The sequence below is a fragment of the Anaerolineales bacterium genome, from assembly GCA_025808555.1.
GTDB lineage: Bacteria > Chloroflexota > Anaerolineae > Anaerolineales > UBA11579 > JAMCZK01.
Genome location: CP075526.1, coordinates 799869 through 823435, shown reverse-complemented (window position 1 = coordinate 823435; position 23567 = coordinate 799869). Strand labels below are relative to the sequence as shown.

Annotated in this window: 26 protein-coding genes and 2 tRNA genes; 8 read left to right on the top strand and 20 right to left on the bottom strand. The window is 61.7% G+C overall.

Features of this window, described 5'->3' with window-relative positions; genetic code table 11:
- Positions 1–47: 47 nt before the first annotated feature.
- The 11 genes from KIT08_04315 to KIT08_04265 all read right to left on the bottom strand — a co-directional run bounded on the left by KIT08_04315 (position 48) and on the right by KIT08_04265 (position 8404).
- Positions 48–1061, bottom strand: coding sequence for a carbohydrate kinase family protein (locus KIT08_04315; GenBank protein ID UYN90467.1), 1014 nt, complete (start codon positions 1059–1061; stop codon positions 48–50).
- 67 nt (positions 1062–1128) lie between these two features.
- The gene (locus tag KIT08_04310; GenBank protein UYN90466.1) at positions 1129–2181 is read right to left on the bottom strand and encodes an ABC transporter ATP-binding protein; all 1053 of its coding nucleotides are present in this window, start codon (positions 2179–2181) and stop codon (positions 1129–1131) included.
- 15 nt (positions 2182–2196) lie between these two features.
- Positions 2197–3768, bottom strand: coding sequence for an iron ABC transporter permease (locus KIT08_04305; protein UYN90465.1), 1572 nt, complete (start codon positions 3766–3768; stop codon positions 2197–2199).
- Between the two features lie 67 nt (positions 3769–3835).
- Positions 3836–4915 carry an iron ABC transporter substrate-binding protein gene (locus KIT08_04300; protein ID UYN90464.1) on the bottom strand — a complete coding sequence of 360 codons (1080 nt, stop codon included), beginning with the start codon at positions 4913–4915 and terminating at the stop codon, positions 3836–3838.
- Positions 4916–5199: 284 nt separating this feature from the next.
- Positions 5200–5922, bottom strand: coding sequence for a DNA alkylation repair protein (locus tag KIT08_04295; GenBank protein ID UYN90463.1), 723 nt, complete (start codon positions 5920–5922; stop codon positions 5200–5202).
- On the bottom strand, positions 5919–6413 hold the full coding sequence (locus KIT08_04290; protein UYN90462.1) for an SRPBCC domain-containing protein: 495 nt from the start codon (positions 6411–6413) through the stop codon (positions 5919–5921). Before KIT08_04290 ends, KIT08_04295 begins: the two co-directional genes overlap by 4 nt.
- Entirely contained in the window at positions 6400–6864 is a 465-nt protein-coding gene (locus KIT08_04285) for a VOC family protein (protein UYN90461.1), read from the bottom strand. Before KIT08_04285 ends, KIT08_04290 begins: the two co-directional genes overlap by 14 nt.
- 8 nt (positions 6865–6872) lie before the next feature.
- Positions 6873–7226, bottom strand: a complete 354-nt coding sequence (locus KIT08_04280) for a winged helix-turn-helix transcriptional regulator (GenBank protein ID UYN90460.1) — start codon at positions 7224–7226, stop codon at positions 6873–6875.
- 67 nt (positions 7227–7293) lie between these two features.
- Complete coding sequence (locus KIT08_04275; protein UYN90459.1) at positions 7294–7488, bottom strand: hypothetical protein; 195 nt, start codon at positions 7486–7488, stop codon at positions 7294–7296.
- Positions 7485–7928: a hypothetical protein gene (locus KIT08_04270; GenBank protein UYN90458.1), complete on the bottom strand. Its 444-nt coding sequence runs from the start codon at positions 7926–7928 to the stop codon at positions 7485–7487. Before KIT08_04270 ends, KIT08_04275 begins: the two co-directional genes overlap by 4 nt.
- Before the next feature lie 89 nt (positions 7929–8017).
- Positions 8018–8404: an Hsp20/alpha crystallin family protein gene (locus KIT08_04265; protein ID UYN90457.1), complete on the bottom strand. Its 387-nt coding sequence runs from the start codon at positions 8402–8404 to the stop codon at positions 8018–8020.
- Between the two features lie 150 nt (positions 8405–8554).
- On the opposite strand from KIT08_04265, the gene KIT08_04260 reads away from it, so the two are divergent.
- The 3 genes from KIT08_04260 (at position 8555) to KIT08_04250 (ending at position 10334) form a co-directional block, all read left to right on the top strand.
- A tRNA-Pro gene (locus tag KIT08_04260) sits at positions 8555–8628 on the top strand.
- A gap of 2 nt (positions 8629–8630) precedes the next feature.
- Positions 8631–8972, top strand: coding sequence for a hypothetical protein (locus KIT08_04255; GenBank protein ID UYN90456.1), 342 nt, complete (start codon positions 8631–8633; stop codon positions 8970–8972).
- A 78-nt stretch (positions 8973–9050) separates the two neighbouring features.
- Positions 9051–10334 (top strand): MFS transporter, encoded by a 1284-nt coding sequence (locus KIT08_04250; GenBank protein ID UYN90455.1) that lies wholly within the window; start codon positions 9051–9053, stop codon positions 10332–10334.
- Here the strand turns inward: KIT08_04250 and KIT08_04245 are convergent.
- Genes KIT08_04245 through KIT08_04235 form a run of 3 tightly spaced genes read right to left on the bottom strand, consistent with a single transcriptional unit; the run spans position 10331 to position 12186 of the window.
- Positions 10331–10915: a YdeI/OmpD-associated family protein gene (locus KIT08_04245; protein ID UYN90454.1), complete on the bottom strand. Its 585-nt coding sequence runs from the start codon at positions 10913–10915 to the stop codon at positions 10331–10333. The genes KIT08_04250 and KIT08_04245 overlap by 4 nt on opposite strands.
- The gene (locus KIT08_04240) at positions 10912–11454 is read right to left on the bottom strand and encodes a DUF1697 domain-containing protein (protein UYN90453.1); all 543 of its coding nucleotides are present in this window, start codon (positions 11452–11454) and stop codon (positions 10912–10914) included. The genes KIT08_04245 and KIT08_04240 overlap by 4 nt, the downstream gene beginning before the upstream one ends.
- A gap of 3 nt (positions 11455–11457) precedes the next feature.
- On the bottom strand, positions 11458–12186 hold the full coding sequence (locus KIT08_04235; protein ID UYN90452.1) for an RNA methyltransferase: 729 nt from the start codon (positions 12184–12186) through the stop codon (positions 11458–11460).
- Positions 12187–12303: 117 nt separating this feature from the next.
- Between KIT08_04235 and KIT08_04230 the strand changes: the two genes are divergently transcribed.
- Positions 12304–13431 carry a ribonuclease D gene (locus KIT08_04230; protein UYN90451.1) on the top strand — a complete coding sequence of 376 codons (1128 nt, stop codon included), beginning with the start codon at positions 12304–12306 and terminating at the stop codon, positions 13429–13431.
- Between the two features lie 14 nt (positions 13432–13445).
- Positions 13446–14843 carry an MBL fold metallo-hydrolase gene (locus KIT08_04225; protein UYN90450.1) on the top strand — a complete coding sequence of 466 codons (1398 nt, stop codon included), beginning with the start codon at positions 13446–13448 and terminating at the stop codon, positions 14841–14843.
- 118 nt (positions 14844–14961) lie between these two features.
- On the opposite strand, the gene KIT08_04220 is transcribed toward KIT08_04225, so the two are convergent.
- Both KIT08_04220 and KIT08_04215 read right to left on the bottom strand, forming a co-directional pair.
- Positions 14962–15810, bottom strand: a complete 849-nt coding sequence (locus KIT08_04220) for an alpha/beta hydrolase (GenBank protein ID UYN90449.1) — start codon at positions 15808–15810, stop codon at positions 14962–14964.
- Positions 15811–15818: 8 nt separating this feature from the next.
- Positions 15819–16523, bottom strand: a complete 705-nt coding sequence (locus KIT08_04215) for a siderophore-interacting protein (protein ID UYN90448.1) — start codon at positions 16521–16523, stop codon at positions 15819–15821.
- Positions 16524–16680: 157 nt separating this feature from the next.
- Here KIT08_04215 and KIT08_04210 point away from each other — a divergent pair.
- Positions 16681–16771: transfer RNA gene (locus KIT08_04210), tRNA-Ser, on the top strand.
- A 15-nt stretch (positions 16772–16786) separates the two neighbouring features.
- Positions 16787–17914 (top strand): AlkZ family DNA glycosylase, encoded by a 1128-nt coding sequence (locus tag KIT08_04205; protein UYN90447.1) that lies wholly within the window; start codon positions 16787–16789, stop codon positions 17912–17914.
- Here KIT08_04205 and KIT08_04200 read toward each other — a convergent pair.
- The 4 genes from KIT08_04200 to KIT08_04185 all read right to left on the bottom strand — a co-directional run bounded on the left by KIT08_04200 (position 17911) and on the right by KIT08_04185 (position 21249).
- Positions 17911–18993: a glycosyltransferase family 4 protein gene (locus tag KIT08_04200; GenBank protein ID UYN90446.1), complete on the bottom strand. Its 1083-nt coding sequence runs from the start codon at positions 18991–18993 to the stop codon at positions 17911–17913. The two genes, KIT08_04205 and KIT08_04200, sit on opposite strands and share 4 nt — an antisense overlap.
- Positions 18990–19706 (bottom strand): class I SAM-dependent methyltransferase, encoded by a 717-nt coding sequence (locus KIT08_04195; protein ID UYN90445.1) that lies wholly within the window; start codon positions 19704–19706, stop codon positions 18990–18992. The genes KIT08_04200 and KIT08_04195 overlap by 4 nt, the downstream gene beginning before the upstream one ends.
- On the bottom strand, positions 19685–20368 hold the full coding sequence (locus KIT08_04190) for a methyltransferase domain-containing protein (protein ID UYN90444.1): 684 nt from the start codon (positions 20366–20368) through the stop codon (positions 19685–19687). Before KIT08_04190 ends, KIT08_04195 begins: the two co-directional genes overlap by 22 nt.
- A 62-nt stretch (positions 20369–20430) precedes the next feature.
- On the bottom strand, positions 20431–21249 hold the full coding sequence (locus KIT08_04185; GenBank protein UYN90443.1) for a class I SAM-dependent methyltransferase: 819 nt from the start codon (positions 21247–21249) through the stop codon (positions 20431–20433).
- Positions 21250–21415: 166 nt separating this feature from the next.
- Here KIT08_04185 and dnaK point away from each other — a divergent pair, with 166 nt between their 5' ends.
- The gene (gene dnaK / locus KIT08_04180; GenBank protein ID UYN90442.1) at positions 21416–23311 is read left to right on the top strand and encodes a molecular chaperone DnaK; all 1896 of its coding nucleotides are present in this window, start codon (positions 21416–21418) and stop codon (positions 23309–23311) included.
- The last annotated feature ends 256 nt before the right edge of the window (positions 23312–23567 follow it).

Below are 23567 nucleotides of genomic sequence, written 5' to 3'. Positions count from 1 at the left end.
CGAGCTGCACCGGCAGCTCGCTTTGGTTTTGAGGCTATTTGCTTGGGCTAAACGGCTTGCACAGCCATGGCCAGCGAATTAAGCCGTGATTCGGCCAGGCCGGGCAAGGTTTCGCCTACATAGAAGGCGCCGCTGCCTTCCATTGCCAATGACTGCAGCGAATTGCCGTATAGCGTGGCTCGCAGAAAGTCCTGCGTGCGTTGCAGCCCGGCAATGAAGCCGCCGCAGAAGCTGCTGCCCGCATTGCTGATATCCGCCAGGCGCGCCGGATAAGGTGGTATCTGGTAGCGCTTGCGCGCCTCCACATCCAGAAGCCACTGGCCGCGGTGCACACTATGCACCACCACCGCCTTGCAGTTGAAGCTCCCCACTGTTTCGATCATTTTCCACAGGCCCTGGCTGCGGTTGGCAAAGAGAGTCACCAGGCGCTCTTCTGTGGTCAGGAACACCGTCAGCCCGTTGACCAACTCGGGCAGCTCGGCCAGAAAGTCCGGGTGCATATAGCCGCGCCCCGCATCCAGCGTGACGATGGGCGTGCCTTGCTCACGCAGGGCCGCCGGCAGCAGCTTGTGGGTGTGATAGTCCAGTGGGCACAGGTGCGCAGTCCCTGCGCCGCGGTAGGCGGCCGGCACATCGTCTGGCCGCAGCGAGAGCGCATTGCGCTCTCGCTTGGGGTCCAGGCGCTCCACCGGGGCCTGGTAGCCCAGCAGGCTCTTGGGCAAGGGCAGGTTGTGGCGCGCAAAATATTTGATGGGGTTCTCGCGGTGGGCGGTGGCCACGTCGCTGTAGGCTACGAAGCGCCGCAGGTCTTGCGGCTCGGCCAAGCGCATGATGCCGCGCGTATCCAGCGCGTGGCCGCCGGTGTGCAGCTCCCAGTCTGCGGGAAAGTCGCTGCCGACCCGGCTCACCAGACCGGGCGTGTCGCCCCAGATCTGGTAGGCCGCCGCGGCGTAGAGCAGGTTGCCGCCCGGCTGATCCACCAGCGCCTGGCCGGCAGCGTTGATGATCGTGTCGCGCTGTAAGCGCCCCAACAGGATACAGCTGGGCGTGGTTTCACTCATAGGGGGATGATTATAGATGGCTGAAGCATCTGATTAACCGATTAATGGATTAATCCGGTTAATCCATTTAATCATTGCTTGGATTTGCAAACCATGCCAGCGGATGCTGGCTTTCCACCCATACCCGCACCGGCGTGCCGGGCGGCAGCCGCTGTTCATGCGGCGCGTAGGCATGCAGCAGCCGCCCGGAGGGCAGGCGCAGGCGGTACATGTTCATGGCGCCGCGGAAGTGCCGCGCCAGCACAATGGACTGGCTACCGGTTTGCGGCTCGAAGCGCACATCGTCTGCGCGCAGCACCAGCTGCACATCTGCGCCATCCGGCGCATCCAGCGTCTGGGTGATCAGGCCGATCTCAGTCTCCACCCCGTGCGGCGTGCGCCGCCCGGGCAGGAAGTCGCTGTTGCCCATGAACTCGGCCACGAAGCGCGTGGCCGGCTGGTGAAAAATATCCTCGGGCTTGCCCACCTGCTCTACCCGGCCCTGGTTCATCACTGCCAGCCGGTCGCCCAGATACAGCGCCTCTTCCTGGTCATGGGTCACAAAGATCGCGGTCAGTTTGCCCACCTTCAACAGCACGCGCAGGTCTTCGCGCATCTTGAGGCGCAAGTCCGCGTCCAGGCTGCTTAATGGCTCGTCGAGCAGCAGCAGGCGCGGTTCGGGCACCAGTGCTCGCGCCAGCGCCACGCGCTGGCGCTCGCCGCCGGAGAGCTGGTGCGGGTAATCGGCGGCGCGGCCTTCCAGCCCCACCAGGCGCAGAATGAAACCCAGCTTTTCCTCGCGTTGCTTGCGGCTGTGCCCCTTCAAGCCAAAGGTGACGTTCTCGCCAATGCTCAGGTGTGGAAAGAGCGCATAGTCCTGGAACACCATGCCCACGCCGCGCCCCTCGGGCGGCGTAAAGCTTAGGCCGCTGGCGGCCAGCTGGGCGCCAATGCGCACCTGCCCGCTATCGGGCCGTTCAAAACCGGCGATCAGGCGCAGCACGGTGGTCTTGCCGCAGCCACTTGGCCCCAGCAGCGCCAGCACTTCGCCTTCGGGCAGTTGCAGGCTTACGTCTTGCACCGCCGGGTGGGCTCCGAAAGCCTTGCTGATGTTGTGGAGTTCGAGGGCGTTAGGTTTCATAGGGACCAGTCGAGTCTAATTGTCTTTTTCTTCGCGCAACACCAGTAGCGCCATCGGCAATGAAGAGGTCAAGATCAGTAGCAACGCAGGGGCGGCGGCGCGGGCGAAGAAGGCCTCGGACACGAATGACCACACGCTGGTCGCCAGCGTCTTGAAGCCGATCGGCGCCAGAAGCAGGGTGGTGGGCAGTTCCTTCATCGCGGTCAGGAACACCAGCGCCACCGCGGCGCTCACGCCCGGCCGCAGCAGCGGCAGGGTGACCCGCCGCACCACCCCCAGCGGCCCGCTGCCCAGGCTGCGGGCCGCTTCTTCAAGCTGGGCCGGCACGCGCTGGAACGAAGCCCGCACGGCGGCCACCGCCTGCGGCAGGAACAGGATCAGGTAGGCAAACACCAGCATGGGCATGGTCTGATACAGCGGCAGGGCGTAATTGGCGCCGAAGAACACCAGCGCCAGGGCGATCACAATGCCTGGCAGGGCAAAGGCCAGATTAATAATGCTGCCGATCAGGCTGCTGCTCCGGCTGGGCCGGCGTGCCAGCAGATACGCCACCGGCAGCGCCACCAGCGTAACCGCCAGCGCCCCCAGGCCGGACGCGCTGACCGAGTTCCATATCAGGCGGGCGCTATTGTCCAGCGCTTCGCCGGCCAGCCAGCCGCGCACCAGCCAATACAGCAGCACCCCTGCTGGCAGCAGCAAGGCCAGCGCCACGACCGCGGCGCAGAAGGCCGCCGCCGGCCAGCGCCATGCACCCAGCTTGATGCGCTCGGCTTTGCGCGGGTTGGCGGCGCTGTTGAGCTGGTTGCTGCGCCCGCGCGCTTTGCTCTCCAGCACCAGCACCGCCAGCGAGAACAGGATCAGCATCAGGGCCAGCACCGCCGCCGCCGAGCGATCGAGCGCGGTCTGGTATTGGATATAGATGGCGCGGGTGAAAGTGGTGTAGCGCATCACCGCCACCGCGCCGAAATCACGCAGCACATACAGCACCACCAGCAGCGAGCCGGAGGCCATGGCCGGGCGCAGCTGCGCAAAGGTGACCCGCCAGAAGGTGGACCAAGGCCCATGCCCCAGGCTGCGGGCCGCCTCCTCCTGCGCCGGGTCCATGCGCTGCAGTGCGGCGCGCACCACCAGTAGCACATAGGGATAGTTGAGCAGGCTCAACACCAGCAGCGCACCGGGGAAGCCGTAAATATCCGGTAGGCGCGTGATGCCGAACGGCTCTTCCAGCCAGCCCTGCAGCAGGCCGCGCGGCCCCAGCGCCGAAGCATATAGGAACGCGCCGACATAACTGGGAATGACCAATGGCAACGGAGTCAGCACCGCCCACAGGCGGCGCAGCGGCAGGTCGGTGCGCACCGTCAGCCAGGCGATGGGCACGGCCAGCAGCAAACACACCAGGGTCACCGAGGCGCCTAGCGCGGCGGTACGCCATACGGTGGCCAGGGTTTGCGGGCGCTGCAGGGTTACCCAGGCAGCGTCGCCGCCGTTGGCCGCCCGCAACAGCAGGTAGGCCACCGGCAGCAGCACCGCCGCCGCGGCCAGGATGGCTGGCAGCCACAACAGCAAAAAGGCACGGGGGCTGGGCATTGCTGCCCAGACCCGCCGTACCTTTTGATTACCAGCGTTCAGTAGGTTGCCGGTATCCAGCACTCGGCTAGGGTACCATGCCTACTTCTTCGATCAACGCCGCGCTGCCTGCTATGTCAGACAGACCGCCCAGAGCGATGTCGGGGGTGTTGAGCTCGCTCAGAGGCACCAGCAGGGTGGAGGTAGCGACACCTTCCACCAGCGGGTACTCGAAGGTGCTGCTGGCGAAGTACTGCTGGGCCACCTGCGACAGCATGAACTGCAGGAAGCGCACGGCATTCTCCTGGTTCCGGCCGTTAGCCAGAATGCCAGCACCAGCCACCATCACCAGCGAGTCAGGCCCGCCGTTGTTCAAGTAGTGGTTGCGAGCGCCGTAGCCCTCACCCTGCTCAGCCAGGAAGCGATACAGGTAGTAGTGGTTGACAAAACCCACTTCCACCTCGCCCGAAGCGACAGCTTCCACTACACCCGTGTTGTTGGAGTAGTAGACCGGGTTGTTGGCGGCAATGCCCTCCAACCAGGCGCGGGTCTCGTCTTCGCCCCAAAGCTGGCGCATGGCGGTCACCATGGTGACGAAGGAAGCGTTGGTGGGCGGCACGCCAACGCGGCCGTTCCATTCCGGCGCGGTGAAGCCGCGCAGGTCACCCGGTAGTTCAGCCGGGTTGATCGACTCGGTGTTGTAGACCACAATGCGGGCGCGGGCAGTGATGCCGACCCAGTAGCCATTCGGCGAGGCGTAACCGGGGGCCACGCGCTCCAGGATGCTGGCGGGCAGTGTGCTCAGCAAGCCGGCGTCCTCAATGGCGCCAAGACCGCCAGGGTCCTGGGCGTAGTAGACATCGGCCGGGGAGTTGACGCCTTCCTCGAGCAGGGCGGCAGCCATTTCAGCAGTGCTTCCATAGCGCACTTCGACTTCGATGCCAGTGGCGTCGGCGAACTGCTGGATGATCGGAGCAACCAGGCCTTCACTGCGGCCCGAGTAAATAACCAGTTTGCCAGGATCGGCTTCTTGCTCAACAGGGGCAGCAGGCTCGGTCGGCTCGGGGGCCGTAGTGGCCTCCACAGTCAGCTGGGTCGCTGGCGCGCATCCGGCCAGTAGCAAACCAACCATGACGATGAAACTAAATACTGCAAACTTACGGGACATGTTCTCCTTCTTACGAAGCGCGTATTCGTGGATAAGGATTACCCACGTGCGACGAGTATAGAAGGAGCGCCCCTATTCTCATATAGGCCAGTGAGAATATAGAGTTCAACAGGGTTAAACCCCCAATCCGAAGGGGTAGAGCAATTTTTGCGCGGCGCAGCCGCGCGCTGGATTCTACCGGGCGAAGCCGGTAGAAACTCTGTAGTTATGTGTAAGTAGGTGGTGGTGTCAAAAAGATAATACTAATAACTTTTGACGGGCGCAGCATGTGCCTCTTATGGGCACTACTTCCCCGCCGCCATGTAGCGCTTGCGTTCCGCCGGCTTGAGATGCTCGATCGCATAGCGCAGCATGGTGCGCGGCATGCTGGCCGTTTGCGTATCCAGGAAGGCGCGCATGCGCGCCGGGTCCTGATCACCGGCGAAGCGCAGCCAGCCGCCCGCCGCCTTGTGGATGAGGTCTTCCTTATCTTTCATCAACATCTCGGCAATGGTGAAAGTGTCGTCCACATCGCCGTGACGCAGGAAGTAGCCTGTGGCGACGATGGCTGTGCGCCGCTCCCACATATTCCTGGAGCGGGCCAGCGTGTATAGCGGCTTGCGCGGCTTATCGTGCAAATAGCCGCCCACCACGTGTACCGCCGCCAGATCCACCAGATCCCAATTGTTGATGCGGTCATGACGGCGCATATAGAGCTTATACAGCTCGGTACGCCGTTCTGCCGTAGTCTTCTTGCTGCGGGCGTCCTTATCCATGATGCTCATGGCGCCGGCGCGTACTTCGTGCAGCTTGTGCTCCATCAGCTTTTCGAGTTCCGCCGCCGGCATGCCCATGTGTTGCTTGGCCAGGGCGAACACATCCCCCATGCGCACACCCAGAAAAGCATCGCCTTCACCATACTCCCCTTCACCCGACTTGAAGTAGCGTTGGATCTTTTGCAGCTCCAGGTCAGACTGTTTTGTCTTGAGCTGCTTGATAAAGCTGCTGGCCGTCAATGGTTGCCTCACAAGCTCTCCGCAACCTGCGTGATCTTGTCAGCCATTTCGTGCAACCCCAACGCCGCATACACACGGAAGGGGTTCATGGGCAGAGCGCGTTCGGTGATTACCAGCTCGGTGAGTTGGCCCAGGGCGCGGAAGGTGACTACCGTGTGCTGGTCTTGTGGAAAATCAGCCGGCATGCCGATCGATTCAGGCGCAATGCGCGCTCCCCTGGCATCTGCCAGGTTGTGCACGTACTCGATGCGCTCGTGGGGGATGATGCGCGTGTACTCGATCAGCGAGTAGTGCTCCGTGCCATCTGGCGCACGCATGCTCACCAATGTGCGCCCACCCTCGCGGAAATCCATCTCGCATACCGGGCAGGTGTAGTGCTGTGGCCCCCACCAGCGCCGCATCTGCTCGGGCGTGCTCCAGGCTTGCCAGGCCAGTTCCAGCGGCGCATTCACAATGCGCCGCACCACCAGGTCTTGCGTGGCGGGTGTACTACTTGCCGTCATAGGCGTCTTGCAGGGTCTGCATATCCAGCTTGCGCATCTTCAGCATGGCTTGCACCACTCGGCCGCCCTTCTCCGGGTCGGGGTCCTGCATCAGCTTGCCCAGCAGGGTGGGTACCACCTGCCACCATACGCCAAAGCGGTCCTTGACCCAGCCGCACATCGAGTGCTCGCCGCCGTCCTCGGCCAGCCGCTCCCAGAAATGATCCACTTCGTCCTGGGTCTCGCAGTTGATGAACAGCGAGATACCCTCGGTGAAGCGGAAGTTGTCGCCGGGCGCATCGATGGCGTAAAACTCTTGCCCGTGCAGTTCAAAGTTGCCCATCATCACCTGCCCGTCAGGCATTTGCATCTTGGTGTTGATCTTGGCGTCTTTGAAGACCGAGGCGTAAAAATCGATCGCCTCACCGGCGCGGCCATTGTTGAATACGAGGAACGTCACGATCTTTTGCATAGTTCTCCTTAGTGTTTGCTGTCCCGCCGCGTCATACGGCGGCGCTTGGGCTGGGTCTGCACTTCGAACAGGTGCTGCTCCAGCGCGTCCAGGCGGCCCTCCCACAGGCGCGCAAAGCTGTCCAGCCAGCTTTCCAACTGGCGGAAGCGGCTGGCTTGCAGCGCATAAATGCGCCGCTGCGCCATCGCTTGCGCCTGCACCAGGCCGGCCGCGCTAAGCACTTGCAGGTGCTTGGAGACCTGCGGCTGGCGCAGGCTGAGCGCCTCGGCGATCTCACCTACCGAGCGCGGACCGTTGCGCAAATATTCCACCATGCGCAGGCGGTTGGGCTCGGCCAGGGCAGTGAAGACATCGCTGTTCATGCTTTTATATATACCCCATATCGAATATTCCTGTCAAGGAATATACTGGAGCAAAAAAAACTATTCCTTATTCCTCTCCGAGGGTCGAGATCTGGCGCAACAGGCCGATTACCAGCAGGCCAATGCTCAACCCCTCGCTGCCGCTCACGGCGATGTCCGTGCCGCGCTGCTCAGCCCGGCGCAGCAACAGCATGCCGGCCGCCACGCCCATCACGGCGCCCAGGATCGCACTTACGGCCAGCAAACCCGATTTGTTGTTCATGGCAAGCGGTTCCTGTTAAAGAAGCGGCTGAATGCATTAGCCCAGCTTTGGGCGGCCAGCATCGGCTTGGCGGCAATGTCTGCGCCGCGCAGGATCGCCGTGTTGGCTTGCTCTAACCAACGATGAACATAGATGGTGTGTTGCGGGATCCAGCGCATGGCGCGGGCCAGCAGATAAATGGCGGCCACCAACGCCACCAGCAGCACTACGCCCATCAGCAGCAGTGGCATGGCCAGCAGCACCGTTGCCAGCTGCGAAGCCCGCGTGGCCGTGCCCGCCTGCGCGATGAGCAGGGCATACAACCCTACGCCCGCCAGCGCCGTCCCTAAAATGAGAGGCAGAGCGATCTGCAGCCACACCTCGCGCACATGGCGGCGGCGTGCCGCCGGGTGGCGGGCGGCGGTGTACAGATCTTCGGTATGCGGGTATTGGCTGCGCATGCCCCTAGTATAGCGGATGCGCGCGGGTGCAAAAAGAGCCGGACAGAAGTCCGGCTCTTTTTGCAAGTCTATGCTTCTTGGCCGCCAAATTATTTGGCTAGCACCGCAATCTTCTTGCTCTTGGCGTGCTCAGCCTTGGCCACGTGCAGGGTCAGCACACCATCCTGCATCTCGGCCTGGGCGCGCTCGGCGTCCAGGTCGCTCGGCAAGCGCAGGGTGCGCTCAAAGCTGCCGCTGGGCAGCTCGCTCAGCAGGACCTGCTCGTTCTCGCCCAGCACCTGGTTGGCGAACTCGCCCTGGATGGTGATGGTGTTCTCCAGCACTTCGATCTGGACATCCTCGGCCTTCAGGCCGGGCAGGTAGGCCCGCAGGATGTACTCCTCGCCATTGGCGCTGACATCCACGGGGATGTGCACGCTGGTGTTGCGCACCTGGCTGAAGCGGCGGGTGCGGGGGTTGAGGTAAAGGGTCATCATGGTCATCTCCTATCAATAAGGTTTGACTGGGATGCTAGCCGGCGTGTGTAAGAAATCGATCATCGCTGTATCAGCGCTTTGTTAATCGGCTTACTCCTTGTAGAGTTGAACCTGCCCCGGGCTTTGCTCATTGGTATACTGGGCCTGCTGCGGGGTGTAGCGCAGCCTGGCAGCGCACCGCGTTTGGGACGCGGTGGTCGGCGGTTCGAATCCGCCCACCCCGACTATGTTCAAAACAAAGAACTTCGTTCGCAACAACCGCAAGGCCCACGGCGTGGTGGAAGCTGTGCACTTGGACCCCAACGGCCAGCTGGACTGGGTGCGCGCCTACGAACGCCGCGGGCCAACCTGGTCCGACACCGTCCTGCTCGACCGGGACGCGCTGATCCAGCGCCTGCAGGCCGGCAAGCGCTTCTACATCGGCGACCGCCGTGAGCAGTGGGCCTCCGAATTTGAGCTGGGCCAACGCCTGCGCCTCAAGAAGACCCACCAGGGCACCTTCCTGGTATTGGGCGAGGGCCGCGGCGACCTGCCGCAAGACTGGCTGGAGGGTGCGCCGCTGGTGTAGCAGCCCTGACATGGCTTCAAACGCACGCGCAGCCGCGTGCGTTTTTCTTATCCAGGTTTCCTTTTCGCCGGAGAAATGATGCGAATTTTTCTAACTATCTGGGCCGGCCAGGTGGTCTCCCTTGTCAGCTCCGGGATGACCTCCTTTGCTCTCGGCCTGTGGATCTATGAGCAAACCGGCCAGGCCACGCCGTTCGTCCTGATCGCTCTGTTCAATGCCATCCCGCCGTTTGTGGTGAGCCCCTTCGCCGGCGTGCTGGTGGATCGCCTGAACCGCAAGACCGTGATGCTGCTGGCTGACACGGCCACGGCCGTGGTCACATTGATCCTGTGGTTGCTGTTCAGCCAGGGCCAATTGCAGCTGTGGCAGCTGTACGCCGGTGCACTGGTCACCTCGGCGGCCGGCATCTTCCAAATGCTGGCCTACCAGACCATCGTCACCAGCCTGGTGCCGCGCGAGCAACTCACCCGCGCCAATGCCATGGTGCAGACCGCTCATTCGCTGGCGGCGATCCTGTCGCCGGTGGCCGCGGCCGCCGCCTACGGAACGCTGGGGCTGACCTTCATCTTTGGCTTGGATCTGGCCGGCTTCGCCGTGGCCGCCCTCATGCTGCTGCTGGCGCGCATCCCCCAGCCTGCCGCCCAGGATGCCAAGGTGAGCCTGCTTGCCGATCTGCGCATGGGCTTTGTTTATCTGCGCAGCCGCCCCGGGTTGATCTCCCTGGCGGTGCTGATTTCACTGTTGAATCTGATGCTGAGCGCCAGCACGGTGCTTTCCACGCCCATGATCCTGGGCTTCACAACCGCCCAGGTGCTGAGCGTGATGCAAAGTGTTTCCAGCGTGGGCTTGCTGCTGGGCGGCCTGTGGGCCAGCGCTGGCCGCTCGCCGCAGCGCAAAGTGCTCACCATGGTGCTGTGTGCCGTGGTGAGCGGGCTGGGCCTGGCCGCCAGCGGCCTGCAGCCCAACCCCGTTCTGATCGCGGTGGGCTTCTTCCTGTTCATGTTTCCCATCACCACCATCAACGCCTCGATCCGCGCCGTGGTGCAAACCAAGGTGCCCAGCAATTTGCAGGGCCGTGTCTTCTCGCTGATCGTAATGATCTCGCGCGCCGGGGTGCTGCTCTCCATGCTGCTGGCTGCCCCGCTGGCCGATCGAATATTCGAGCCCGCCATGGCGGTGGGCGGCGTGCTGGGCAGCGGGCCGCTGGGCGCCCTGCTCGGCGCAGGCCCGGGCCGCGGCATTGGCTTGATGTTGCTGCTATCTGGCTTGGGGATGGTGAGCGCGGCGCTGTTGATGTACGCCTACCCGCGCATGCGCAACGTGGAGTGCGAACTGCCGGATGCCGTTACGCCGGCTGGCTAGGCTTTGCCGCCAAACGGCGAACCCAAATCCACCCGCGCTCCCGCGGTCGAAACCTCAATCAAACGCTGCAAGCGTTTGATCTGCGTGTCTTCGCGCTTGGCGCTGACCACCCACCACAGGATCGTCTTGCGGTAGCCGGGCGGCTGCTGGTTGAAAAAAGTCCAGGCCTGCTTGTTCTTCTTGAACCTGGCCTCCAACGTCGTTGGCAGCGCTACCCCTTGCTGCTCGCTGGAGTATTGCTGGCTCTTAGCCGGGTCGCGCTCCTCGTAAGCCTTCATGCCCGCTGGCGTCATGCGTCCTTCTGCTTGCAGTTCCAGCACACGTTTCAAGTTCACCGCGCTCCAGTGGCTGCCCTTGCGGCGCGGCGTGATGCGGTTGGTGTAGCTTTCGGCGTCAATCCCCTTGCGGATGCCATCGATCCAGCCAAAGCACAAAACTTCGTCCACCACCTGCGGCCAGGTGATGGATGGCTTGCCGGTGTGCTTCTTGTACATGCCCACCCATAGCTCATCGGCGCTTTTGTGATTCTTTGCCAGCCATTTGCGCAGGGCGGCTGGGGATTCAAAGAACACGGGCTTCATGCGGGTTCGTTCAGCAGGTCGTTGATCTTTTGCACCGTGTTCCAGGTGCGCGTGGTCGCCTCGTCGCCGTATTCCTTGCCGAGGAAGTCCATCAGATCCAGCGAGCTGGCTTTGGGATATACCACACAGGCCAGATGGCTGGCCGTGGCCGCCTGCACAACAAAACTGCCTTCGGGGTCGGAGTAGGGCAGTTTTTTTGTGCCCTTGGCGCCGTCATTGAGGAAAGTGATGTGCATGCGCACGCCTTCGGCCGCTTTCACTTTCTTGAATGGCGCCGCTTTCACCAGCGCGGCAATATCCGCCGCGCTGCGCACCACCACGTCAGACCGAAAGCCAAACGTCTCGGCGATCTGCGCCTCGATAGCGCTGCGCAGTTTTTTGGTGTCCTTGCTGCTTGTATGGAAGATGACATTGCCCGCGGCCTGCAGGGTGCGTACGTTCTCGTAGCCCATATCCTCGAACAGTTTGCGCAGCGAGTCCATCTTAACGCTGCGTTTGCCTAGATTGATGCCCCGCAACAGGGCTACATAACCCGTCATGGCTTAAGTATATGCACGCTGGCGCATCACTTCAAAGGCGATCGCCGCCGTGGAAGAGGTCACGTCCAGTTCGGCCTTGAAGTCGCGCCCATATGGAATACTGATGAGCCTATCACACTGCGCCAGCGCCGCCGCGTTCAGCCCGCGCCGCTCCCCGCCGATCAGCAGGAACAGCGGCCCACCGAGCGCCGCCGCGTACAGCGGCGTGCTGCCGGCGGCTTTGGCGGCCGCCAGGCTGCGGTAGCCGCGCCCCTTGAAGAACGCCAGCGCCTCCAGCACATCTGCCCGCGCCGTGGGCATGTGCTCGCTGGCGCCTGCGCTGGCCCGCGCCACTACGTTCAGCGCGGTGTCCCAGTTGCGCAGCGGGGCCACCAGGCCGTTGGCCCCGGCCGCATACAGGGCGCGGATCGCCTGGCCGTAGTTGTAGGGGTCCTCCACACCGTCCAGCATCACCACCCAGCCGGGCGTCTCCGCCAGCGTCTCCAGCGGCTCAAAGCGGCGTTCGCCGGCCAGGGCCAGCACACCGCCGTGGCTGCTGCCCTGCGCCAGCGCGTCGATCTCGGCCGCCGGCGCCGCGTGCAGCGCAATCCCGCCTTCGGCGGCCAGGCGCTCGATCTGGCCCAGGTTGCGCACATCCTTGCCCTGTTGCACATACACGGCTTCAATGCTGCGGCGTTGCGCCTGCAGCGCCGCCAGCACGGATACCCAGCCTTCAAGGATGAGTTTGCTCATAGTTGCATTATATATAGAAGGAAGAGTGAGCAATGAGTAATGAACGGGATGCAGCCTTATGTTTCCTGCTCGCTCATTACTGCTCCCGCTCACTTTCTTACATATAATAGCCGCCACATGCTTGGTAGCACGCCTGCACTCATCACTTCCACCGCTACCCTCACTGCGCTGGCAGAGCGCTTGCAAAGCCACACCCTGATCGCCGTAGACACAGAATCCAACAGTCTGCATGCCTACCGTGAGCGCCTGTGCCTTTTGCAGTTCTCTACGCCGCAAGAGGATGCGCTGATCGACCCCTTCCCCCTTTCGGATTTGGAGCCGCTCGCCGCGCTCTTCGCCAGCCCCGCCCATGAGAAGATCTTTCACGCGGCAGAATACGACATTCTGGTGATGCAGCGCCAGTACCAGTTGGAATTTGCCAACCTGTTCGACACTATGATCGCCGCCCGCATCCTTGGCCGCAAACGCGTCGGTTTGGGAAGCCTGCTCGAGGAGGATTTTGGCGTCAAGCTTGAGAAGCGCTTCCAGCGCGCCGATTGGGGCGCTCGCCCGCTGTTGCCAGCCCTGCTCGACTATGCCCGCCTGGATACGCACTACCTCATCCAGCTGCGCAACAAGCTCAAGGAGGATCTGGAGGCCGCCGGCCGCTGGGAGCTGGCCCGCGAAGACTTCGCCCGCCTGCCCGCCATCACCCGCGCCAACCTGGATGTGGAAGATGTGCCTGAGGTGTGGCGCGTCAAAGGCGCCCGCGATCTCAACCCGCGCCAGGCGGCCATCCTCCAACAGCTGGCCGAATACCGCGCCAACCGCGCCGCCCAGGCCGATCTGCCGCTCTTCAAGATCATGGGCGATACCACGCTGACCGAGATCGCCAAGCTGGCTCCCACCACGGCGGAGGAATTGGCCGCCGTGCCCGGCATGAGCGAAGGCCAGATCCGCCGCCACGCCAAGGGCCTGCTGGCGGCCGTGCGCAACGGCCAGCAGGCTACTCCGCTGCGCCGCCCTTCCCGCCGCCCGTACGATGAAAGCTACATTGAACGCCTGGATCTGCTGCGCCTATGGCGCAAAGCCGCCGCCAAGGAGCTGGATGTGGAGTCAGACGTGGTTCTGCCGCGCGATATCATGGAAAGCACAGCCCGCGCCAACCCGCGCACCTTCACAGAGCTTGAACCTCTGTTCGTCAGCGTGCCCTGGCGCCTCAAGACCTGGGGTGATCAAGTGCTTAAAGCCTTGCACCCTAATTAAGGACATTGCCCACTATGCAGATCCATTTTCACGGGGCGGCCCAAACCGTCACAGGTTCACAGCACTTGCTGGAGATCAATGGCCGCAAAGTGCTGCTGGATTGTGGTCTCTACCAGGGGCCGCGCAAGGAAGCCATCCAGCGCAACACCAACTTCAACTATGACGTAACTGAGCTGGATGCGGTCATTCTGTCGCACGCCCACATTGACCACAGTGGCAACCTGCCCAATTTGGTGAAGAATGGCTACGCTGGGCCTATCCACGCCCAGCGCGCCACGGCCGATCTATGCAAGGTGATGCTGGAGGATTCAGCCCGCATCCAGGAGAGCGACGCCGCCCACATGAACCGCCGCCTCAAAGCGGGCGAGTCGCCCATCGTGCCGCTTTATACGGTGGCAGACGCCAACCAGGCCAATGACCAGTTTGTGCCGCAGAAATATGCCACGCCGTTCGAGATCTTCCCCGGCGTCCAGGCCACCTTCATCGAAGCCGGCCACATCCTCGGTTCCGCCGCCATTGCGCTGGATATTGACGACCATGGCAAGCAGCGCCGTTTCTGGTTCTCGGGCGATATTGGTCGCCCTGGCCTCACCCTGATCAAAGACCCGGTCATGCCCAGCGCAGCTGACACGCTGCTGATGGAAAGCACCTATGGCGACCGCAACCACCAGCCGCCCGCCCAGGCGGCTGAACAGTTGCGCGGCATCATCGGTGACACGCTTGGGCGCGGCGGCAAAGTCATCGTGCCGGCCTTCGCCGTGGGTCGCACGCAGGAGATCGTGTATCACCTGCACCAGCTGATGGCCGCTGACGAGGTGCCCAAGGTGCCAGTCTTCGTGGACAGCCCGCTGGCCGTCAACGTATCCGACATCTTCCGCCGTCATCCCGAATGCCTCGACGATGAGACCCGCCAGTTTTTGGAGAACGGCAATCACTCCGAAGCGTTGGGCTTCGAAATGCTCACCTACATTCGCTCGGTGGACGAGTCCAAGGCGCTCAATGACCGCAAAGATCCAATGATCATCATTTCGGCTTCAGGCATGATGGAAGTTGGGCGGGTCTTGCACCACCTCGAGCACAACGTGCACGATGAGAACAGCCTGGTGCTGATCGTCTCGTGGATGGCGCCGCACACCCTGGGCCGCCGCTTGGTGGAGGGTGCCGAGCGTATCCGCATCTTCGGCACCGAGTACGACCGCAAGATCCGCGTGGCTACTATCAATGGCTTCTCCGCCCACGCCGGGCAGGATGGCCTGCGTGAATACGCCGCGGCCGTAAAGGACACCGTGCGCAATATCTATCTTGTACACGGTGAAGCCGGCCCCGCCACCGCCCTGACCGAGAAGCTCAACGCCGATGGCTTCCCCAACGTGCACTTTCCCGCCATGGGTGATGTAGCCGAGCTCTGGTAGCACCTTCCTGTGTCATTCTGACCGGGTTGATTCCTCTACACCAGAATCGCCGATGCCCGACCCGGGAAGAATCCTTGCATACACATCTTCCAAGTAGCGCGTGACTCGCCGCGCACCCCTATTTCCCCAGCAGCCGCGCAACCTCGCTCACAATGATCTCCGGCTGGTGGAACATGACATAGTGCCCGGCCTTCTCCGCCGGCACAAAGCGCCCATTCGCCAGCATCTCCACCGTCTTGTGGTGCGCCGCATTGATCGATTTGCGCTGCTTCTTATCCAGCATTCCTGGCTTCATCCCGCTGATCACGCTCACCTCGACGCCGTCCAGGCGGTTTGGATTGTCACGCAACCACTCCATGTCAGGAATGAAGTTCGTGATCTCGGCGGCAAAGTTCTCGGCCGCCCGCACCGTGAAGTCGTATTCGTAATGGTCCGCGCGCACATCCGCGGGCTGGTTCTTCCCCGGCCCCTGGCCCATTAGCTTGTACAGGCCCAGTTTCGCCATCAGGATCAGCATCTTCGGCGTGCCCTCAAATTGCCTGCGCGCCGCCGGGGTGAAGAAATCCGGCGCGTTCTCATCGCTCTGGTCCACCAGCACCAGCCCGCGCACCGCCACCTGGCCGCCAGCGGCCAGCTGCCGCACGATCGGCCCGCCCCAGCTGGCCCCCACCAGAATGAACGGCGCCAAGTGCGGCAGGCCGCCTAGCAATGCCGCCAGGTCGGCCACCAGCATGTTCAGGGTATGCGCGCCGGGGCGGTCATCGCTGCGGCCAGTGCCGATGCGGTCATATACCAGGGTCGTGGCCAGCTTGGCCACCTCAGGCTGCACCTGCCCCCACATCGAGCCCGAGAAACCCATGCCCGCTTCGAAGACAACCGTCGGTCCGCCTTCACCCTTCAGACGATATTGCAGCTTGCGCCCGTCGGGCAAAGTGAAGTAATTAGATTCTCCGTAGGTATGCGCCATCGTAGTCCTTAATGTTTCCCAGATTCAGACCAATAAGACTGCACATGCATGGCGTCTTTGTCGAAGCCATGCTCGGCTTTCAGTGCTTTGTGCAACAGTTTCATCGTGGCCGCTTCGCCGGCCGCCCAGGCGTACCAACCAGCCCGCGGGCGGCGTTGGATGGCTGCCAGCAGGCTCTCTGGCCCGCGGCGCGGCACGCGCTGCAGGTTTAACAGTGGGTGCGCCTCAACGGGAATGGCATCATCCTGCAGGCTGCTGCTTTCTAGGTAGACTTCCAGCGGGGTGGTGGGTTGCACCGCAGCGATGAGGTTGTTGATCGCCGGCGTTGAGCACGCATCGCCGATCAGCAGGAAGCCAGCCGGCTCTGCCTGCGGCATGCGAAAGCGTGAACCCAGGAAGGTGCTGGCCAGCTTGTTGCCCGGCGTTGCCTGGCTAAACCACAACGTTGCCGGCCCGGGCGGCTGGTGCATCAGCACATCAATTTCAAATTCATTCTGTTCTGGGTAAGCCGCCACCAGTGTGTAGGAGCGCTGATACTCGCGTGGACCGCCCGCCAGGTCAGGGAACCATAAGCGCAGCCAGGTCGCCGGGTGCCACTCTATTTCCTTGAATAGCTGTGGGCTGCCAAAACGAAAACGCACGAAGTGCGGCGTGATCTCGCGTCTATCCAGCAATGTCAGTTCATAATCACGTGCTCCATAGCCTTTCAACATAAGGCCAGTCAACCCTCTGCTCACATTTATCTCCTCAGATTCAAACTCAGCCCATGGTATGTCCCTGTCCGCTCGCGGTCAATGTGGATTGGTGAACAGGGTTCTCAATGCGGGTGAGTTTCCCAATCGCGGAGTTCGCTCCGTTATAATCGGTAGTGGAGAGGTGCCAGAGTGGACGAATGGGGCAGTCTCGAAAACTGTTGTGGTCCTTCGGGCCACCGAGGGTTCGAATCCCTCCCTCTCCGCCAGAATAACTTCCCTGCATGAAGACAAGTGAGATCATTCGCCGTCGCCTGGCCAACCAGCATCTGGTTGCCAGCGCACTGCGCAACCCGCTTGAGGTCGTCTCAACCCAGGGTGCCGTCCAATCCCAGGATTTTTACGGAGCGCTGTGGGGCCTGGCGATACGCCTGCAGCCTCAATCTGTCTCAGTGAGCAAGCGCAGCAATCTCCAGGCAGGGTGGACCGAAAGCGAGGTTGAAGCCTGGTTCTCCGATGGCCGCATCCTGCGCCTGCACATCTTGCGCCCCACCTGGCACTTCGTCGCCCCCGCCGATGTGCGCTGGATGCTGATGCTCAGCGCGCCGCGTGTGCACGCTCTCAATGGCCACATGTATCGCAAACTGGGCGTGGATGGCCCTGCCCAAAAGCGTGCGCTGAAGATCTTCCAACGTGCCCTGGAGGGCGGCCAGCAGCTCACCCGCAGTGAGCTTGCCAGCGCTTTGCAAGCCGGTGGTGTGCCTGAGGCACAAGGCCAGCGTCTGGCCTACTTCGTCATGTTCGCCGAGCTGGAAGGCCTGCTCACCAGCGGCCCGCGCCGCGGCAAGCAGTTCACCTACATGTTGCTGGATGAACGCGCCCCTGCCCGCGGCCGCTCGCTCGCCCGCCAAGACGCTCTGGCCGAGCTGGCCCGCCGCTACTTTGGCGCCCGCGGTCCGGCCACCGCGCACGACTTCGCCTGGTGGTCAGGCCTCACCGTGGCCGATTGCCGCGCTGCAGCCCTGTCGCTGGGCGAACTGCGCAGCGCTGAGCTGGATGGCAAAGCCTACTGGTGGTCCGAGGCGCGGCCGCCCGCCAATAGCGCCCGCGGCGCCTGGCTGCTGCCCAACTTTGACGAATACGGCATCGGCTTCGCCGACCGAAGCCACACCGAGCCGAACGACTACAAGTCCTTGTGGGCCGGCGGCGCGCTCATGCTGCCGCACTTCTACGTCATCAACGGGCGCACCGCCGGCATGTGGAAGCGCGAGCTGCAAAAGGACGAAGTGCACATCACCCTGCAATCTCCCTTCGGCGGCAATGCCGCTGCCGATGCCCGCTCCCTCAAAGCCAGCATCAAGCGCTACGGGGAGTTTTTGGGGCTGAAGCCAGTCGTGGGAATGCTGGACTAAGAACGATTGAGCCAGTGGCGGCCGTTGCGCTCCAGTAGGCTTCGGTACAGCTGGCGGTATTGCTCAGCCTGACGTTTCAAGTCAAACGCCTGCTCAACATATTCGCGGCCCGCTGCACCCATCTTTGCCCGCAAGCCAGCATCATCCACCAATCTGGCCAACGCCGCCGTCAACTGCTCCAGGTTGCCGCTCTCAAACAGCAACCCGGTCACGTCGTCCTGCACCAACTCCGGAATATCGTCCACTGCGCTCGCCACTACGGGTTTGCCCGCAGCCATCGCCTCGATCAACGAATTGGGGATGCCCTCATTGCTGGGCAGCGAAGTACAGGTGGCGATGTCAAAGCCCTTGGTGATTGCTGTCGGGTCGGCAACTTCCCCGGTAAAGATGACCGCATCGCCCAGCGGCTCGGCCTCCGCCCGCAGCTGCGCCAGCATCGGCACTGCGCCCGGTTGGGTGGTGTCGCCGCCGCACACCACCAGATGCACATGTGCGTACCTGGCTTGTTGGCGCAGTTGCTTCACCGCCGCGATCAGCAGCGAAATATTCTTGCCACCACCCAGCCGTGACGTTCGCCCAATGATTATCTTGTCAGTGCCCAGGCCAAACCGTTCAACCGGCGCAGCATTGAATGCGGCCAGGTCCACTCCGTTGTAGATCGTATGGATCTTGTCAGCGGGCAGCATGCGCTCAAGATAGCTGGCCATGCCGCGCGTCGAAGCCACTACTGCATCCAGGCCTTCCTTGCGTCCCAGGGCCGCCCCGCCGCGCATGCCATCCACTCGTTCGATCACGCTTGGCACGCCGGCCAGGCGGGCCGCATCTGCGTATAGACGTAAGTTGGCGATCTGCACCAGGTCAATGCGCTCACACAGCAGGTGCCAGGCCAGCGGCAGCTTGCGAAAGGGCAGCACGCTCACCTTCGCCACCTGGCTGTAGTCAGGCAGAACATAGTCTGAATGCGTAGCAATAAAGTGAAAGTCAAACTCATCGCCCAGTTCGCCCGCCAGGCGGTACAGCCACTTTGGCATGCCCCCCACGCCAAACATCTGCAACAGATACGCGATGCGTGCTTTCATCGTGGTTTGCGGGTAACGATCCCAAAACCGCCCACGTAGCTGCTCCACACGGGATGTGTGCGTTGATTAGCGTCAAAGCGCAAGGCGCGGCGGCGCGTACTTGCCATCAGGCGTGGCAGCAGCCAGCGCTGTACCCGCGGTAGAGGGCCGCGGCCCTCGATGACTCCTTGCTGCCACCAATGGCGCAGCATATCTGCCAGCAGGCTGCCAAACAAGCCTTGCTTCTCAATGGCGTATTCACTAAAACCCATGCGCTGCAGGTTCTCCGCCCAGAACCATTCGGTATAGCGCCCATAGTCTGCCGGGTCAGCATGCTGGCGAAACATAAATGGCACCGTGATCAGTGCAATGCCTCCGGGCTGCAGCACACGCACCATCTCTTGCAATACAGGCTCCGGGTTGTTCACATGCTCCAAAACTTCGGAGCACAACACGGCCTCGTAACTGCCTGCCGCCAGCGGCAGCCGGGCAGCGTCAGCCTTTAGGTCCAAGCCCTTGTCGCTCACAAGGTTGGCAACCGTTACCTGCAGCCGCCCGCTGACGCGCTGGCCGTAGCCGCGCTGGCCCTGCTTCACGCCACCCAGGTCCAGCAGGCGGCAGCCGTCAGACAAGCTGCCCAGTTGCCGCGCCAAAAACTCGTCTACGTGCTGGCGCCGTAGAGAATAGGACAACTGATTGTCTAGGGAGAGGTCTACAGGGTTAGTTCCGCCCATACTTCTCCCCAGTGCACTTCCTGGTGCACCAGCTTCAGTCCGGCCGCGGCTGTTTCTTCCGCAAACTGTGCCAGCGTGAACTCGGTTTTGTGATCCAGGTCCAGCCGCCACTCCACGCCCAGTTCCTTCTTCAACGGCACGCGCCAGTCTCGCTCAAACAGCGGCACGCGGATGAATATCCGGTTCGCTTTGGTGGCATTCATCACGCCGCGCAGAAACTCTGGTCGTTCCACGATGTGCTCCAGTACATTGGAAAGCACGATCGTGTCATAAGAGCTGTCTACTTCAAGTTGCAGCGCATCTTGTACCGCGAAGGTAAGGTTGGGTAATTGGAAGCGCCGCTTCGCTTCTGTAATACTGTCGTCATTCAGATCTACCCCATGCACAGTTGCTCCGGTGCGTAGGGCAATGTCTGCTGCAACAGCGCCCAAGCCACAGCCAATGTCCAGCACTCGCTCCTGTGCCTTGATGCGCTCAACGAAAAAATCGTGATATGAGGTGTGCTTATGCTTGGTGTGCACACCGCCGCCATACACTGCCGCCAGCGGACCTTGTAATGCATACAGTTCTGCATCCAGGCGAAAGAGGAAGCGTAATGCCTCATCTGCCGGCAATTGCTTGCTGCGCCGTGCGATTACGCGGTCAAGCGCCAGCTCCAGCATGGGCTGTGGCAAAAGGCCAACCAGCCATGCTAACCCTTTGGCAGCAACACGCATCAGACGCTTCATTTTGTCGGCCCCAGCTTGCGCAGAAAGATGTTTTGATCGCGGCTAATGCCCTGGCGCTGAGCAAAGCGGTAGGCGCCCGTGTCTTGTTGGTTGGCTTGTTTCCATACATATAGCCAGTTCGGCTCTACACGCAGGGTCAGCACGTTACGTGCAAAGAAGATGCGGTTTAACTGAGGAGCAGTGACGAAATTCACTGTATTAATGAAGGCTGGGGAGCGCCCTTGAAGTCGCAAAAGCAGGGCCGTCAACCAACGCGGAGAGAAGGCGCGGCGTCCAATCTTATAATGAGCCTCGTAAGGGAAGCGATAATCCGGTGTTTGGATATGAATCAGGCCTCCCACCTTACAAACACGTATCATTTCATCAATGGTCCCCTCTACGTCCTCTACATGCTCAAGTACGGTGTAGCAATATACAAAATCAAAACTTTCATCGGGATGAGGAATATCTTCTGCGTTAGCTTTTTGGAATCGTTCAGCTGCTATGCCATGCAGTTCCGCTTTAAGCTCCAGGATCTCCATTGCCTTGTCATACGGCTCGATTCCGTGCACCTCAGCCCCACGCTGGTGCAGCACCACGCTCTCGGCGCCGGTTCCCGCACCCACTACCAATACGCGCTTTCCGGCAAAGTTCACGCCCATCCACTCTTCCACTTTGCGGATGTTCGGCTCGGCAAAAGTATGCTCCTCCTGCAGGCGATTTTCGGTTCGTTCACGCCAATCGCGCAGGCTTAGGTCCTTGCGGTAATAGTTCTCATAATATTGGCGCATCAGGCTGTCTATGCGGGCAGACAGGGAGGTTTTTGGGTCAGTCATCGGCAGTGATTATGCTTCATTCCTCTCGTGTATAGAGCGCCATTTTAATGCCCTGTCTTCACTAATACGAATCCAATATCCCGTTAACGCCCCTCTTGCGTTCTGGCACTATCCTCTACTTCGTATGTGAGTGAACCGTACAAAACTTACTAATAGGAGAAACAGCATGTCCAAAATTATCGGAATTGACCTGGGAACCACCAACAGCGTGGTTGCCACTATTGAAGGCGGCGAACCTGCCGTCATCTCGACCGCCGAGGGCGGCCGCCTGCTGCCCTCTGTCGTCGCCTTCAGCAAGAACGGCGAGCGCCTGGTCGGCCAGACCGCCAAGCGCCAGGCCGTCATCAACCCGGAGAATACGGTGTCTTCCATCAAGCGTTTCATCGGCCGCCGCTTTGCCGACGTTGCCGACGAGCGCAAAATGGTCCCCTACGAGGTGATCGAAGGCGCCGGCGGCGACGCCCGCGTCAAACTTCCCGCCACGGGCAAGGAATACAGCCCGCAGGAGATCTCCGCCATGGTGCTGGGTAAGCTCAAGGCGGACGCCGAAGCCTACCTGGGCGAGAAGGTCACCCAGGCCGTCATCACTGTGCCCGCCTACTTCAACGACAGCCAGCGCCAGGCCACCAAGGACGCCGGCAAGATCGCCGGTCTGGAAGTCCTGCGTATCATCAACGAGCCTACCGCTGCAGCCCTCGCCTACGGGCTGGACAAGAAATCCAATGAAACCATCCTGGTCTTCGACCTGGGTGGCGGTACCTTCGACGTCAGCCTGCTGGAGGTGGGCGACGGCGTCATCGAGGTCAAGAGCACCAATGGTGACACCCACCTGGGTGGTGATGACTGGGATGAAGCCATCGTGAACTGGCTTGCCGACGAATACAAGAAGGAGCAGGGCATTGATCTGCGTGCTGACCGCCAGGCGCTTCAGCGTCTGCGTGAGGCCGCCGAGAAGGCCAAGATCGAGCTCTCCACTCTCACGGAGACCGACATCAACCTGCCGTATGTAACGGCCGATGCGTCTGGCCCCAAGCATCTGCAGTACAAGCTCAGCCGCGCCAAGTTCGAGCAGCTGACCGAGAGCCTGCTGACCCGCCTGCGCGGCCCCTTTGAAGCCGCCATGAAAGATGCTGACATGCAAGCCAGCCAGATCGACGAGGTCGTGCTGGTGGGTGGCTCCACCCGAATGCCCATGGTGCAGGAGCTGGTGCGCACCCTCAGCGGCAAAGAGCCGCACAAGGGCGTCAATCCTGACGAAGTCGTCGCCGTGGGCGCCGCCATTCAGGCCGGCGTGCTGGGCGGCGAGGTCAAGGACGTGCTGCTGCTGGATGTCACCCCGCTCTCCCTGGGTGTCGAAACCTTGGGCGGCGTGATGACCAAGATGATCGAGCGCAACACCACCATCCCGGTCAAGAAGACCGAGGTGTACTCGACCGCCGAGGACAGCCAAACCGCGGTAGACATCCACATCCTGCAAGGTGAACGCACCCAGGCCGCCGACAACATGAGCCTGGGTCACTTCCGCCTCGACGGGATTCCTGCCGCCCCGCGCGGCATGCCCCAGGTCGAGGTGACCTTTGACATCGATGCCAACGGCATCCTCAGCGTAACCGCCAAGGATAAGGCCAGCGGCAAGGAGCAGCGCATCACCGTCACCGCCTCCACCAATCTCAGCAAGAGCGAGGTGGAGCGCATGGTCGAGCAGGCCAAGGCGCATGAGAGCGAAGACCGCCAGCGCCGTGAGCTGGTCGAGGCCCGCAACGCCGCCGACAGCCTGGCCTACCAGACCGAGAAGACGCTGAAAGAGCTGGGCGACAAAGTGCCTGCTGCCGAACGCAGCAGCATCGAAGCGAAAGTGAAAGAACTGCGCACCGCAGTCGAAGGCGAGGACCGCCAGCACATCCAGAAGCTCAGCGAGGAATTGCAGAACGCGTTCCATGCCATCAGCCAGCAGCTGTACGCGCAGGGCCAGTCTGCGAATGGTGCTGCACAAAACGGCAACACCCCTCATAGTCCAAATGACGAAGAAGGTGTTGTTGAAGGCGAATTCCGCGAGGCGTAAAATCGCAAAATGCGATCACTAACAAAAATGCGAGCCATCGGCTCGCATTTTTGTTTGTTTTGCGATGCTTTTTTGTAAGTATGAAAAAAATTAATAGGTTTGTTCATAGGCAAAAGTCTTGTTTCTTACATGTGTGCAAAGTGTCTTAATCCATGCCTGATTCTATTAATCCGTCGATTTGTAACGCGCGCCGACAAACGTGCGTTCGTCACAATAAGCAGCGCAGCTGAATTACGCAATACAAAACGGAGGTAAT

Coding starts and splice junctions, on each gene's coding strand:
- KIT08_04270 (UYN90458.1), bottom strand. CDS start 7,928: ATGCGCAGCCAATACCCGCATACCGAAGATCTGTACACCGCCGCCCGC.
- dnaK (UYN90442.1), top strand. CDS start 21,416: ATGTCCAAAATTATCGGAATTGACCTGGGAACCACCAACAGCGTGGTT.
- KIT08_04285 (UYN90461.1), bottom strand. CDS start 6,864: ATGCAAAAGATCGTGACGTTCCTCGTATTCAACAATGGCCGCGCCGGT.
- KIT08_04310 (UYN90466.1), bottom strand. CDS start 2,181: ATGAAACCTAACGCCCTCGAACTCCACAACATCAGCAAGGCTTTCGGA.
- KIT08_04290 (UYN90462.1), bottom strand. CDS start 6,413: ATGACGGCAAGTAGTACACCCGCCACGCAAGACCTGGTGGTGCGGCGC.
- KIT08_04240 (UYN90453.1), bottom strand. CDS start 11,454: ATGACGGGTTATGTAGCCCTGTTGCGGGGCATCAATCTAGGCAAACGC.
- KIT08_04275 (UYN90459.1), bottom strand. CDS start 7,488: ATGAACAACAAATCGGGTTTGCTGGCCGTAAGTGCGATCCTGGGCGCC.
- KIT08_04315 (UYN90467.1), bottom strand. CDS start 1,061: ATGAGTGAAACCACGCCCAGCTGTATCCTGTTGGGGCGCTTACAGCGC.
- KIT08_04250 (UYN90455.1), top strand. CDS start 9,051: ATGCGAATTTTTCTAACTATCTGGGCCGGCCAGGTGGTCTCCCTTGTC.
- KIT08_04220 (UYN90449.1), bottom strand. CDS start 15,810: ATGGCGCATACCTACGGAGAATCTAATTACTTCACTTTGCCCGACGGG.
- KIT08_04230 (UYN90451.1), top strand. CDS start 12,304: ATGCTTGGTAGCACGCCTGCACTCATCACTTCCACCGCTACCCTCACT.
- KIT08_04280 (UYN90460.1), bottom strand. CDS start 7,226: ATGAACAGCGATGTCTTCACTGCCCTGGCCGAGCCCAACCGCCTGCGC.
- KIT08_04300 (UYN90464.1), bottom strand. CDS start 4,915: ATGTCCCGTAAGTTTGCAGTATTTAGTTTCATCGTCATGGTTGGTTTG.
- KIT08_04235 (UYN90452.1), bottom strand. CDS start 12,186: ATGAGCAAACTCATCCTTGAAGGCTGGGTATCCGTGCTGGCGGCGCTG.
- KIT08_04190 (UYN90444.1), bottom strand. CDS start 20,368: ATGCTGGAGCTGGCGCTTGACCGCGTAATCGCACGGCGCAGCAAGCAA.
- KIT08_04205 (UYN90447.1), top strand. CDS start 16,787: ATGAAGACAAGTGAGATCATTCGCCGTCGCCTGGCCAACCAGCATCTG.
- KIT08_04225 (UYN90450.1), top strand. CDS start 13,446: ATGCAGATCCATTTTCACGGGGCGGCCCAAACCGTCACAGGTTCACAG.
- KIT08_04215 (UYN90448.1), bottom strand. CDS start 16,523: ATGTTGAAAGGCTATGGAGCACGTGATTATGAACTGACATTGCTGGAT.
- KIT08_04255 (UYN90456.1), top strand. CDS start 8,631: ATGTTCAAAACAAAGAACTTCGTTCGCAACAACCGCAAGGCCCACGGC.
- KIT08_04195 (UYN90445.1), bottom strand. CDS start 19,706: ATGGGCGGAACTAACCCTGTAGACCTCTCCCTAGACAATCAGTTGTCC.
- KIT08_04265 (UYN90457.1), bottom strand. CDS start 8,404: ATGATGACCCTTTACCTCAACCCCCGCACCCGCCGCTTCAGCCAGGTG.
- KIT08_04305 (UYN90465.1), bottom strand. CDS start 3,768: ATGCCCAGCCCCCGTGCCTTTTTGCTGTTGTGGCTGCCAGCCATCCTG.
- KIT08_04245 (UYN90454.1), bottom strand. CDS start 10,915: ATGAAGCCCGTGTTCTTTGAATCCCCAGCCGCCCTGCGCAAATGGCTG.
- KIT08_04185 (UYN90443.1), bottom strand. CDS start 21,249: ATGACTGACCCAAAAACCTCCCTGTCTGCCCGCATAGACAGCCTGATG.
- KIT08_04200 (UYN90446.1), bottom strand. CDS start 18,993: ATGAAAGCACGCATCGCGTATCTGTTGCAGATGTTTGGCGTGGGGGGC.